Source organism: Asticcacaulis sp. DW145, assembly GCF_037101385.1.
GTDB lineage: Bacteria > Pseudomonadota > Alphaproteobacteria > Caulobacterales > Caulobacteraceae > Asticcacaulis > Asticcacaulis currens.
Genome location: NZ_AP029024.1, coordinates 1,651,416 through 1,663,826 on the forward strand (window position 1 = coordinate 1,651,416; position 12,411 = coordinate 1,663,826).

The following is a 12,411-nucleotide window of genomic DNA, read 5'->3' on the forward strand; positions in this document are numbered from 1 at the left end:
GTCCGCAGGGTCCTCACTGAGCATATGAAAGAGGGAAATTTATCATGGCTCGTATCAGTCTGCGCCAGCTTCTCGACCACGCGGCCGAGAACGATTACGGCGTACCGGCCTTCAACATCAACAATATGGAACAGGGGCTGGCCGTCATGGACGCCGCCCGCAAGGCCGAAAGCCCGGTCATTATTCAGGCGTCGCGCGGTGCGCGCAACTACGCGCACGACATCATGCTGACCAAGATGATCGACGCTCTGGTCGAAATCTATCCGGAACTGCCGATCGTCATGCACCAGGACCACGGCAATTCGCCGGCGACCTGCGCCACGGCCATTCAGAACGGCTTTACCTCGGTGATGATGGACGGCTCGCTGATGGCCGACGCCAAGACGCCCGCCGATTATGAGTACAATGTCAATGTGACCAAGACCGTTGTCGATTTCGCCCACGCCTGCGGCGTGTCGGTCGAGGGCGAACTGGGCGTGCTGGGCTCGCTGGAAACGGGCATGGGCGAGGCCGAAGACGGCCACGGGGCCGAAGGCGTGCTCGACCATTCGCAACTGCTGACCGACCCGGATCAGGCCGTTGATTTTGTGGCCAAAACCAATGTCGATGCCCTGGCGATCGCGATGGGCACCTCGCACGGCGCCTACAAGTTCTCGCGCAAGCCCGACGGCGAAGTGCTGGCCATGCATGTCATTGCCGAGATCCACAAGCGCCTTCCCAACACCCACCTTGTCATGCACGGCTCCTCCTCGGTGCCGCAGGAGCTTCAGGACCTGATCAACGCCTTTGGCGGTGAGATGCCGCAAACCTACGGCGTGCCGGTCGAAGAACTGCAAAAGGCCATCAAGATCGGCGTGCGCAAGATCAATATCGACACCGATTGCCGCATGGCCATCACCGGCACGATCCGCAAGTTTCTGATCGAAAACCCGGCCAGTTTCGATCCGCGGGGCTATCTGAAGCCCGCCAAGGAAGCCATGCAGCAGGTCTGCTATGACCGCTTTGTGCAGTTCGGCACCGCCGGCAATGCCTCGAAGATCAAGGCCAAGCCTTTGTCGAGCATGGCGAAATACTATCTGGCTTAATTTAGATCATACCTCCCCCGCGTTCGGGGGACGACTATCGAAAAGCGCAGGCCCCACGCCTGCGCTTTTTTGTTTATAAAATTTTGCGGCACCTCTTGAAGCGGCCCCAACCCTCCCCAAATCCATAGACGTAAGACGCCGACACCGGGTCTTTCTGGACCGCTTCATCGCCCGTTTCGGGGATGCGCCAGCGCTCCAACCGACAACCCAAGACAGCTCTACGCCGCTGTCGATCTCGCTTTGGATAAGGAGACTTTCATGCGTACTCAAATCGACTTTTCCCCCCTGTACCGCAGCGCCGTTGGCTTTGACCGTCTGGTCAGCCTGCTCGACTCCGCCGCGCGCACCGATACCGCGCCGGGCTGGCCGCCGTACAATATCGAACGCATCGCCACTGGTACCGATGGGGATGGCGACGCCTACCGCATCGAAATCGCCGTCGCTGGCTTCCGCCCCGATCAACTGAATATCGAGGTCAAGGAAAACGTCCTGACCGTCACCGGCAAGAAGGACGCCGAAGACGGGTCACGCACCTTCCTGCATCGCGGTCTGGCCGAACGCAGCTTTGAGCGCCGCTTCCAGTTGGCCGACCATATCCGCGTCACCGAAGCTGAACTGGCCAACGGGCTGCTGACCCTTAATCTGGTGGTCGAAATCCCGGAAGCCAAGAAGCCGAAGCAGATCGCCATCAAGACCTCCGGCAACACCCCGCAGGCGCTGGAAGCCGCAGAGTAAGCGTTGTTCTTGCACTGACGGCCGCTTCGGTCAGCGCGTATCGGTGCCCCTGATCCCTGACCGACCGGGTCGCGTCTCTTGTGTCTCTCTGATGAGGGATGCGACCCGCCCCTTCTTTCTCTCCCCCTCCGAAACTTCGCCGGAAGCGCCCCTCGCTTCCGGTTTTTATGCCGTCTCGGCCTGACGTGCCTCATAGGCCCGGTACATGGCGTCCTCCTGCTCGCGCCATTGTCTGAGCAGGACCATACGCCGGGTCGGATAACGCTCATCGGCGACGCTCAGGTTGCGGATGCGGTCAGAGCGGAAATGCCGGAAATCCTGCCGCAATTCGCACCAGCCGACCAGCAGCCGCGCCCGCTCGTAAAAGCCCAGCGCCACGGGCCAGACGATACGCGCCGTCGTGGCCTCCTTTACATCGCTATAGTCCATGATCAGCTTGCGTTCGGACTTCAGCGCCTGCCGGATCATTTTGAGGTAGCGGTCCTCAAACTCCGTTACCTCGGCGTCCTTCCACGGCGGTGGCACCATCAGGCCGGTCGTTTGCAGGCTGTCGCGCATATCGTCGGGCAGAACGGCATTGATCTTGGCCAGCGCATTGACCGCCGCCGCCGAGATGGCCTTGTCCGTGCGCCCGGCCACCCATTTGACGCCCAACGCAATGGCCTCGATCTCATCGTGCGACAGCATCAGAGGCGGCAGCATGAAACCGGGCCGCAGAAGGAAGCCCACCCCGGCCTCGGCCTCGATATCGGCCCCCTGCGCGCGCAGGGCATCAACGTCCCGATAGAGGGTGCGCAGCGAGACGTTCAGCTCCTGCGCCAGACAGTCACCGGTTACCGGATAGCGGTGCCGGCGCAAAATCTGTAGCAAATTCAAAAGCCGGGCGGCGCGCGACATATCCCTTCCCCTGCGTCAGTCCATCTACGGACATATCGCAAACAAAGGAACAAAGCAAAAACAAAATCTACAAAGTCGCTAAGCGGAATGATTTCTGATCATTCCGCTCAAGCCGCCATTAAGGCGGCGGCCAAGGCGGCAGAGCCGCCGCCCGGCGAGGGACTGAAAGACAAAAATCTGGATCATTTCGTTTCTATAAAGAAACGAAATGATCCAGAGCCTGTTCGATATCGGCGATCAGGTCATCGGGGTCTTCGAGGCCGACATAGAGGCGCACATAGCTGCCTTCCAGCGGCGCATGGTCTTCGGGCGTCAGCTTGTGACGGCCGATAAATTGCGGTTCACAATTGACGGCGAGGCTCTCATAGCCGCCCCACGAAAAACCCAGCCCGAACAGTTTAAGCGCGTTGAGAAAGCGCTGCGAAGCCGGTTCGCCGTCGCCTTTGAGCACCACCAGGAACAGGCCGTTGGGCGCGCTGAAATCCCGGCGGAAGACGTCGCTGCCCGGATGGCTGTCCAGCCACGGATGGACCACGCGGATCACTTCGGGGCGGGTGGTGAGCCATTGCGCCACCTTCAGACCCGCCTCGCCCGACTGTTTGAGACGCAGGTGCAGGGTGCGCAGACCGCGCAAGGCCAGATAGGATTCGTCGGCCGAAGTGAAGAAGCCCCACGCCTTGATGGCGTCGTAAATCGCCTTGGCCAGCGCCGGATCATTGACCGCCACCGACCCGATCAGCACGTCGGAATGGCCGCCGACATATTTGGTCAGGGCCTGCATGGACATATCGACCCCGTGCGCCAGCGGCTTGAACAGGACGCCCGCCCCATAGGTGTTGTCGCAGAAGGTCAGGATGCCGCGCGCTTTGGCGGCTTGCGCAATCGCCGGGATGTCCTGAATTTCAAAGGTCAGCGAGCCGGGGCTTTCGAGATAGATCAGCTTCGTCTTTTCGGTGGCGAGCGCCATCACTTCGTCTGGCGTCGCTGACGGTGCATACCAGGTGACATCGACGCCAAAGCGCGCCAGTTGCGTATCGAGGAAGCGCCGCACCGGGCGATAGGCCGAATTGACCGCCAGCACATGATCGCCGGCCTTCAGCACCGCGAAGATGGGCAGGGTCTGCGCCGCCAGTCCGCTGGGCAGGATAAAGGCCTCCTCCGCCCCCTCCAGTTCGGCCAGCAGGCGACACAGTTCGCGCTGCGTCGAAAGGCCTTCGGTGCCATAGGTCGGCTTGATATCGTCACGATACAGCACCTCGGCGCTTTCCATCAGCACGGTCGATCCGCGCTCGACGCCCGTATTGACGGCGCGGCGGCTGCGGGGCTTATCCAGAACCGGGGAGATGACGCGGGTGGTTTCACGCATGGGAAGGGCCTTTCGTATACGATGACTGCTCTGCCGCTGAACGGCGTCAGGCGCAAGTGAAGATTGACCGGATCGCAGATTAGAACGACTAATCCGACCTGGCAAAAATCGTCGCCTGACCAATTGTCATGGATTTGGCATATGCTGCGTCATGGGGTAGGCTGTGGCGTTATCAGAAGACGCGCGTAAAATTCCTACCAAATTGCATTCGTAACCGGCCTTTTCCGTACAGGAGACCGACCATGACCCGATCTGTTGCTCTTTCCCGCCGCTGGCTGCTCAAAGGCGCGGCAGCGGCTGGCCTTACGGGTTCGGCCCTGTCTCTGGCGGCTTGCGGTCAGAGCGGTGAGGTCACGGCCAAGACCCTGCTCAACGTCTCCTACGACCCGACTCGCGAGCTTTATGTCGCCTACAACAAGCTGTTCGCCACCAAGGTGAAGACGCCGGTAACGGTCAATCAGAGCCACGGCGGCTCCGGCAAGCAGACGACCGCGGTCATCGAGGGGCTCGATGCCGACATCGTGTCTCTGGCGCTGGCCCACGATATCGACGCCATTGCCGAAAAAGGCCTGATCAGCGCCGACTGGGCCAAGCGCCTGCCGCACAATTCGACCCCCTACTATTCGACCATCGTGTTTCTGGTGCGCAAAGGTAACCCCAAGGGCATCAAGGATTGGGGCGATCTGATCAAGCCCGGCATCGGCGTCATTACCCCCAACCCCAAGACCTCGGGCGGAGCGCGCTGGAACTATCTGGCCGCCTATGGCTGGGCCAAAACCAACGGTCAGGACCCCGCCGTGTATATCGAAGCGCTTTATCGCAATGTGCCGGTGCTCGACACCGGGGCGCGCGGCTCGACCACCACCTTCGTGCAGCGCGGTCAGGGCGATGTCCTGCTGGCTTGGGAAAACGAAGCCCTGCTGGCGCTGAAGGACAGCGGCGCCAGGGATTTCGAGATCGTCTATCCGTCCCTGTCGATCCGCGCCGGGCCGCCGGTCGCCGTGGTGGACAAGAATGTCGATAAGAAGGGCACGCGCGCACTGGCCGAAGCCTATGTGAAGGGCCTGTTCGACGACGACGCACAAAAGCTGGTTGCCGAAAACTTCTACCGCCCGGTCAGCGAAACCGTCGCCGCGCAGTTCACGCAGACGTTCCCGCAACTGCGCCTGTTGTCAGTGGACAGCGACTTCGGCGGCTGGAAAAAAGCCCATGCCGATTTCTTTGCGGCGGGCGCGGCCTTCGATGCGCTGCAAGTCAAGCTGAACAAGTAAGCCCAAGGCCTTTATGACCGTCAACGCCACCCCCACGCCGGGCGCTGTTCCGCTGGCCACCGAAGGCTACAAGCCGCCCAAGGCGACGCACAAGGCGCGCGTCCTGCCGGGCTTTGGCCTGTCGCTGGGCATCACCCTGACCTATCTGTCGCTGATCGTGGTCCTGCCGCTGGCCGCCCTTCTGGCGCGTCCGTGGGAGCACGGGCTGGACGGTGTGTGGCAAACCATCAGCGATCCGCGCGTGCTGGCCAGCTTGCGCCTGACCTTCACCACCTCGCTTCTGGCGGCACTGGTCAATCTGTTTGCCGGGCTGATCGTGGCCTGGGTACTGACGCGCTATGACTTTCCGGGCAAGGGACTGGTCGATGCGCTGGTCGATCTGCCGTTTGCCCTGCCCACCGCCGTGGCCGGCGTGTCGCTCTGTTCGATGTACGCCGCCAATGGCTGGGTCGGCAGCCTGTTCGCGCCCTTAGGCATCAAGATCGCCTATACGCCGCTGGGCATTTTCGTGGCGCTGGTCTTTGTTGGCCTGCCCTTCATCGTGCGCTCGGTGCAGCCTGTTCTGGCCGAGTTCGATGCCGAGGTCGAAGAGGCCGCCGCCACTCTGGGGGCCACGCCGCTGCAAACCACCCTGCGCGTCATCCTGCCGTCGCTGGCCCCCGCCCTTCTGACCGGCTTCTCGCTGGCCTTTGCGCGCGCGGTCGGGGAATACGGTTCGGTCATCTTCATCGCCGGTAACATGCCCTTCGTGTCGGAAATCACGCCCCTGCTGATCGTTATCAAGCTGGAAGAGTTCGACTATGCCGGGGCGGCCGCCATTGCGGTGGCCATGCTGAGCCTGGCCTTCCTCAGCCTGCTGCTGGTCAATGCCTTGCAACTGCTGCTCTCGCGCCGGGGACGCGCCTGAGCATGAGAGCCCGCGCCCCCGAAAAACCCAAGACCCCCGCCGCCTTCCTGCTGATGGCGCTGGCCGCCGTGTGGATGGCGCTGGTTATCGTCCTGCCGCTGGTCAATGTGCTGGCCGAAGCCTTCAAACAGGGCGTTCAGCCCTATCTGTCGGCGATCGTCCAACCGGACGCCCTCAGCGCCATTCGCCTGACCCTGACGGTCGCCGCCATCGCCGTGCCGCTCAATGCCGTTTTCGGTATAGCGGCCGCCTGGTGTGTGACGCGCTTTGACTTTGCGGGTAAGGGACTGTTGCTGTCGGTGCTCGACCTGCCCTTCACCATCTCGCCGGTCATTTCGGGCATGGTGTGGGTGCTGTTGTTCGGCGCGCACGGCTGGTTCGCCAGCGTGCTTGAGGCCAGCAATATCAAAATCATCTACGCCCTGCCCGGCCTCGTCATCGCCACCATTCTGGTCACCCTGCCCTTCGTGGCGCGCGAGCTGATCCCGCTGATGCAGGACCAGGGGACGGACGAAGAAATCGCCGCTGTGACGCTGGGCGCTTCGGGCTGGGATGTCTTCTTTCGCGTGACCCTGCCCAATATCAAATGGGCCCTGACCTATGGTGTGCTTCTGTGTACAGCGCGGGCCATGGGCGAATTCGGCGCCGTGTCGGTGGTGTCGGGCCATATCCGCGGTCTGACCAACACCCTGCCCCTGCACATCGAAGTGCTCTACAACGAATATGACAGTGTGGGGGCCTTCGGGGCCGCGACGCTGCTGGCCGGTCTGGCGCTTGTGACGCTGGTCCTGAAAACCCTGCTGGAATGGCGCTTCGGTGACGAACTGGCCGCCAACCGCCGCCACTGATTGAGCTTTATATGTCCTTAGTCGTCAAAAACATCACCAAACGCTTCAGCGACTTCGCCGCGCTCAACGACGTGTCGTTCGAAGCCCAGCCGGGCGAATTTCTGGCCCTGCTTGGCCCATCGGGTTCGGGCAAGACGACGCTTTTGCGCCTGCTGGCCGGGCTCGACCGCCCGGATACGGGCCGTATCGACTTCGACGGCCTCGACTATCTGACGCTCTCGGCCCGCGACCGCCGCGTCGGCATGGTGTTTCAGTCCTATGCCCTGTTCCGCCACATGACCGTAGCGCAGAATATCGCCTTCGGCCTCAATGTGCGCCCCTCAAAAGACCGCCCGTCAAAGGCCGAAATTCAGGCCACGGTGCTGCGCCTGCTAAAGCTGATTCAGCTCGAAGACCTCGGCAAGCGCTACCCCAGCCAGCTTTCGGGCGGTCAGCGGCAGCGGGTGGCACTGGCACGCGCACTGGCCATCAATCCGCGCATCCTGCTGCTCGATGAGCCGTTCGGCGCGCTCGATGCGCTGGTACGCAAGGATCTGCGCCGCTGGCTGCGCCGCATCCATGATGAAACCGGCGTCACCACCCTCTTCGTCACCCACGATCAGGAAGAGGCGCTCGATCTCGCCGATCGCGTGGTGGTGCTGAAAGACGGCCAGATCGAACAGATCGGCAAGCCCCTGGAGCTTTATCGCCATCCGCAATCGGCCTTTGTCTTCGATTTTCTCGGCACCTCCAATCAGGTGCCGGCCAGCCTGTCGGACGGGGTGGCCGATTTCGGCGGCTTCAGCGCCCCGGTCGTCAGCCCCAAGGCGCTCAGCGGCGCGCAGACCGTGCGTTTCCGCCCCTTCGATACCCACCTGCTCCGCGAAGGACCGGGCTTTGAAGCGAAGGTGCTGTCCCTCCTGCCCGCCGGGGCCAATCTGCGTCTGGAACTGCAAAGCCCGACGGGGCAGGTGTTTGAAACCCAGCACGCCCACGACTCAGAGGCGTCTGACCTGCGCCTGAATGACACGGTCTATCTGCGCCCGTCCAAGGTTTATGCGTTTTAGCGCTATAGCCCGCTCTCTGCCCGAACGTATCCGTCAATGGTCCTGTTCAATGGAGCGGTAATCGCGCTCAGGCGGGGGCCGCACGGTGCCATCGCAAGCGGCCCTTACGCCACAGTCTTCGCTTATCCACCTCCCCTCCGCGTCTCAGGCTTGACCTTCCCCACCTGCTCCCCTACGCCCGCTCCTGTGCAGACGGTGCCGCAGAGATGCGGCTTAAAAGGGAAGCAGGTGCAAGGCCTGCGCTGTCCCCGCAACTGTAAGCGTCGAGTGTTCCGCCACACGCCACTGGTCATTTCCAGGACCGGGAAGGCGGCGAGACGCGCCTGAGACGTGAGCCAGGAGACCTGCCCCTGCTGTCGTCCTTCGCGTGGTCGGGGTGTGCCACAAGAGCGGATAAGCCTTTCATTAAAGGCCTTCCTCAGAGACGATTCGTGGTGCGCGCTGGCTCGTCCGGGGCGCTCGTCCTGTTGTGTATAGGCATAAGACCTTGAAAACTCTTCTTTGCGGCGTCGCATTTGCCGCCCTCTTCACCTCGCCTGCGCTGGCCGATGACGCCCCGCAGGAGGTGATCGTCACCCTCACCCGCGAACCGGTTGCCCTGTCGAAGGTGGGCCAGAGCGTCACCACATTCGATTCGGCAGCCATAGAGCGCAGCCAGTCGGTCTATCTGAAAGACCTGATCGCCCGCACACCGTCGGTCTCTATCGCCCAGACCGGCGGTCCCGGTCAGGCCGGGACGGCGCGCTTTCGCGGGGCCGAAAGCGACCGCAGCCTGTTTATCGTCGATGGCGTGAAGCTGGGCGACCCGTCGATGATCGGCGGCGGGCTGAACCTCGGCCTGCTGGCGCTGAATGATGTCGAGCGCGTCGAAATCCTGCGCGGGCCCCTTTCGACCCTGTGGGGCTCTCAGGCCATCGGCGGTGTGGTGGCGGTGACGACCCGCACCCCCAAGCGCCCGCTTGAGGCGCAGATGTCGGTAGAAGGCCTTGATGAATACATCGTGGGCAAGGCGGGTATGGGCGGAAAGACCGGTCAATTGAGCTGGCGTCTGGCGGCGGCCTATATCGACGACGACGGCGTGTCATCGCTGCGCGGCGGGGCGGAAAAGGACGGCTTTACGCAAAAACACCTCAACGCCTATGTCCACTACGCCCTGAGCGACACATCCGGCCTGCGCGCCCGTCTGGCCCGGACCGAAAGCGACTACGATTTCGATGGCTATAATGCAGCGTTCCAGCTGGCCGACACCCGCGACACCGGCTTTCAGGACGAAAATCTGACCAGCCTCGGCTATTACAATCAGGCCTTCGGCGGGGCTCTTAAACAGACCTTCACCCTCAGCTACAGCACGACGAAGCGCTCGACCTCCGACCTTGCCAATGCCACCGCCTATCCGTTCGAAGGGCGTCAGACCAGCTTCGACTACACCGGCGCTCTGACCCTGTCGGAGGCGTCCAAGCTGGTCTTCGGCGCATCGAGCGAACGCACGCAGGCCATTGCCTCAGGCCTCAACAAGCGCGTCACCCTCAACGGCCTGTTCGCCCAATGGCGGCAGGACGTGACGCAGGCCCTGACGATCAATGCCAGTGTGCGTTATGACGATCACTCCGTGTTCGGCGGCCATACTGTCGCTCAGGTCGCCGTCGCCTATGCCCTGTCGCCCTCCCTCGTCCTGAGCAGCAGCCTGGGGCAAGGTTTCAAGGCCCCCAGCCTCTATCAGTTCTATGACGGCTGGTCCGGTAATCTGGCGCTCAAACCGGAAGACGCCACCAATTTCGATCTCAGCGTCGATTATTACGGTCCGAACGACAGCCGCCTCGGCGTCTCGCTGTTCGGGCGCAAGACCGACAACCAGATCGACTATGACATGTCGTCCTTCCGCTATGGCAATATCGCTCGCACCCAGGCCTATGGCATCGAACTGGAGGGCGAGGCGAGGCTGACACCGAACGTGCGCTTGTCGGGCAATTACAGCCACATCATCGCCCGCGACGACGCCCGGACCAGCGCCACCTTCCGCAACGATCTGGGGCGCGCGCCGCGTCATCTGGCCAATGCCAGCGTGGAGTGGCAGGCAACAGAGGCGCTCGAACTGGGGGCCTCTGTCCGCTATGCGGGCAGGTCGTTCGAGAACATCTACAATACCCGGCGACTGGACGCCTACACCCTGCTCGACCTGCGCGCTAGCTATGCGCTGAACGACACGGTGGCGCTGTTCGGGCGCATCGAAAACGCCACGGACGAAAACTATGAGACCGCCGCCAACTACGGCTCGGTCGGTCGCCGCCTGTGGCTGGGCGTGCGCGCCCGGTATTGAGACCGATGATAGGATTTGAAACCAAATCCTGACGGTCTATATAGGGGGCCTCCATCGACCGAGGCCCCCACCATGACCGCCGATACCGCCCACGCCTTTCAGACCTACAGCGTCACCACCCACCCGTCGCAGGGCGTGACCCACGTCGCCGCATTGCGGGCGCAGTTTGCCGGACTCGGTATCGACGGCTTTATCGTCCCGCACGAAGACGAGCACCAGAACGAATATCTGCCCGACGCCAATGAGCGTCTGGCCTGGGTGTCGGGCTTTACGGGCTCCGCCGGCGCGGCCTTTATCCTCAAAGATCAAGCCATCCTGTTTGCCGATGGACGCTACACCCTGCAATCGCGCGAACAGACCGATCCTTCGGTATTCGAGGTCGTCGATTTCACCGCCACCGCCATTGCTGAACAGATCGCCGCTCAGCCGCGCGGCCGCGTCATCGGCTATGATCCGCGCCTGCACAGCCCCGCGGCGCTGAAGGCTCTGCAACTGGCGGCCACAAGCGTCGGCGTCACCCTGAAAGCCGTGGATGAAAACCCCATTGACCTCGCCTGGGGGGCGGCACGCCCGGCCCAGCCGATGACGCCGGTGGTGGCACAACCGCTGCAATTTGCCGGCGTCCCGTCGGGCGACAAGCGTACCAAACTGGCTGAAAGCCTGCGTCAGAAGGGCGTGGCCGCGGCCCTGATCACCGCACCATCGTCTATTGCGTGGCTGTTCAATGTGCGCGGCGGCGACGTCATCCGTTCGCCCCTGCCGCTGGCGCAGGCCCTGCTCAAGGCCGACGGCACCGCAGAACTGTTCCTCGAATCGGCTAAGGTCACGGACGGTTTGGGCGAATGGCTGGGCAATGAGGTGGTACTGAAAACCCCGTCTGACATCCCTGCGGCGCTAACGGCGCTGTCCGGTCAGGGCGTGCTGGTCGATCCCAACTGGTCCTCGGCCTGGTGGGTGCAGGCCATCGAAGGGGCCGGGGCCACCGCCGTTCCAGGCGACGACCCCTGCCTTGTCCCGCGCGCCTGCAAGAACGCCGCAGAGATCGCCGGGACCACCGAAGCCCATATCCGCGACGGCGCCATCCTCAGCGAATTCCTCTACTGGGTGGCCACCGAGGCGCAGACCGCCCTGCCGTCCGAAATCGAAGTGGCGCAAAAGCTGGAGTCGCTGCGCATCGCCTCAGGCGTAGTGAAGGACCTCAGCTTCGACACCATTTCCGGCTTCGGCCCGCACGGGGCCCTGCCGCATTACCGGGTCACCGAACAGAGCAATATCCGCATCGCGCCCGGCAATCTGCTTCTCGTCGATTCCGGCGGTCAGTACGTCGATGGCACCACGGATGTCACCCGCACCATGGCCATCGGCACGCCGAGCGCCGAACACAAACGCATGTTCACCCTCGTGCTCAAGGGGCACATTGCACTGGCCACCATTCGCTTCCCGGCCGGCACGACCGGCACGCATCTCGACGTGCTGGCGCGGCAGTTCCTGTGGAACGCCGGGTTCGACTACGACCACGGCACCGGCCACGGCGTCGGTGTCTATCTGGGCGTCCACGAAGGCCCGCAGCGCATCGCCAAGGCGCTCAATGCCTATGCCCTGCAACCCGGCATGATCGTTTCCAACGAGCCGGGCTTCTATAAGGCCGGCGACTTCGGCATCCGCATCGAAAACCTGCAATATGTCACCGAAGCGGCCCCCATCGTGGGCGGTGAACGCCCGATGCTGGGCTTCAAGAACCTGACTTGGGCACCCATTGATCGCAGCCTGATCGAGGTGTCGCTGCTCAGCGAGGCCGAGCGCCGCTATATGGACGATTACCACGCCGAGGTGCTGCGCCTGCTGTCGCCGCGCGTAAAACCGGAGGTGGCGGATTGGCTCAAAACCGTCTGCGCGCCCTTATAAAGGCTTTATATCCCCCAAAATCAGAACGACCTGC

At 62.7% G+C, this 12,411-nt stretch carries 10 protein-coding genes and 1 riboswitch; of the genes, 8 read left to right on the forward strand and 2 right to left on the reverse strand.

Features of this window, described 5'->3' with window-relative positions:
- The first annotated feature begins 44 nt into the window (after positions 1 to 44).
- Both fba and AACH73_RS07630 read left to right on the forward strand, forming a co-directional pair.
- Positions 45 to 1,085 (forward strand): class II fructose-bisphosphate aldolase, encoded by a 1,041-nt coding sequence (gene fba, locus AACH73_RS07625; RefSeq protein WP_272741289.1) that lies wholly within the window; start codon positions 45 to 47, stop codon positions 1,083 to 1,085.
- A gap of 258 nt (positions 1,086 to 1,343) precedes the next feature.
- A complete protein-coding gene (locus AACH73_RS07630) occupies positions 1,344 to 1,820 on the forward strand; it encodes an Hsp20 family protein (RefSeq protein WP_272741290.1) in 477 nt (158 codons plus the stop codon).
- Between the two features lie 165 nt (positions 1,821 to 1,985).
- Here the strand turns inward: AACH73_RS07630 and AACH73_RS07635 are convergent, their stop codons facing one another.
- Both AACH73_RS07635 and metC read right to left on the reverse strand, forming a co-directional pair.
- Complete coding sequence (locus tag AACH73_RS07635) at positions 1,986 to 2,717, reverse strand: YafY family protein (RefSeq protein WP_272741291.1); 732 nt, start codon at positions 2,715 to 2,717, stop codon at positions 1,986 to 1,988.
- 193 nt (positions 2,718 to 2,910) lie between these two features.
- A complete protein-coding gene (gene metC / locus AACH73_RS07640; RefSeq protein WP_272741292.1) occupies positions 2,911 to 4,083 on the reverse strand; it encodes a cystathionine beta-lyase in 1,173 nt (390 codons plus the stop codon).
- Positions 4,084 to 4,325: 242 nt separating this feature from the next.
- Here metC and AACH73_RS07645 point away from each other — a divergent pair, with 242 nt between their 5' ends.
- From AACH73_RS07645 to AACH73_RS07670, 6 genes are all read left to right on the forward strand, one after another.
- A complete protein-coding gene (locus tag AACH73_RS07645; RefSeq protein ID WP_338734487.1) occupies positions 4,326 to 5,354 on the forward strand; it encodes a sulfate ABC transporter substrate-binding protein in 1,029 nt (342 codons plus the stop codon).
- 13 nt (positions 5,355 to 5,367) lie between these two features.
- Positions 5,368 to 6,261, forward strand: a complete 894-nt coding sequence (gene cysT / locus AACH73_RS07650; protein ID WP_272741294.1) for a sulfate ABC transporter permease subunit CysT — start codon at positions 5,368 to 5,370, stop codon at positions 6,259 to 6,261.
- Positions 6,262 to 6,263: 2 nt separating this feature from the next.
- Positions 6,264 to 7,109: a sulfate ABC transporter permease subunit CysW gene (cysW, locus tag AACH73_RS07655; RefSeq protein WP_272741295.1), complete on the forward strand. Its 846-nt coding sequence runs from the start codon at positions 6,264 to 6,266 to the stop codon at positions 7,107 to 7,109.
- Between the two features lie 11 nt (positions 7,110 to 7,120).
- Entirely contained in the window at positions 7,121 to 8,155 is a 1,035-nt protein-coding gene (gene cysA / locus AACH73_RS07660; RefSeq protein WP_338734488.1) for a sulfate ABC transporter ATP-binding protein, read from the forward strand.
- A gap of 176 nt (positions 8,156 to 8,331) precedes the next feature.
- Positions 8,332 to 8,522: riboswitch (cobalamin riboswitch) on the forward strand.
- A 120-nt stretch (positions 8,523 to 8,642) separates the two neighbouring features.
- Complete coding sequence (locus AACH73_RS07665) at positions 8,643 to 10,472, forward strand: TonB-dependent receptor (protein ID WP_338734489.1); 1,830 nt, start codon at positions 8,643 to 8,645, stop codon at positions 10,470 to 10,472.
- A gap of 72 nt (positions 10,473 to 10,544) precedes the next feature.
- The gene (locus AACH73_RS07670) at positions 10,545 to 12,377 is read left to right on the forward strand and encodes an aminopeptidase P family protein (RefSeq protein WP_272741299.1); all 1,833 of its coding nucleotides are present in this window, start codon (positions 10,545 to 10,547) and stop codon (positions 12,375 to 12,377) included.
- The last annotated feature ends 34 nt before the right edge of the window (positions 12,378 to 12,411 follow it).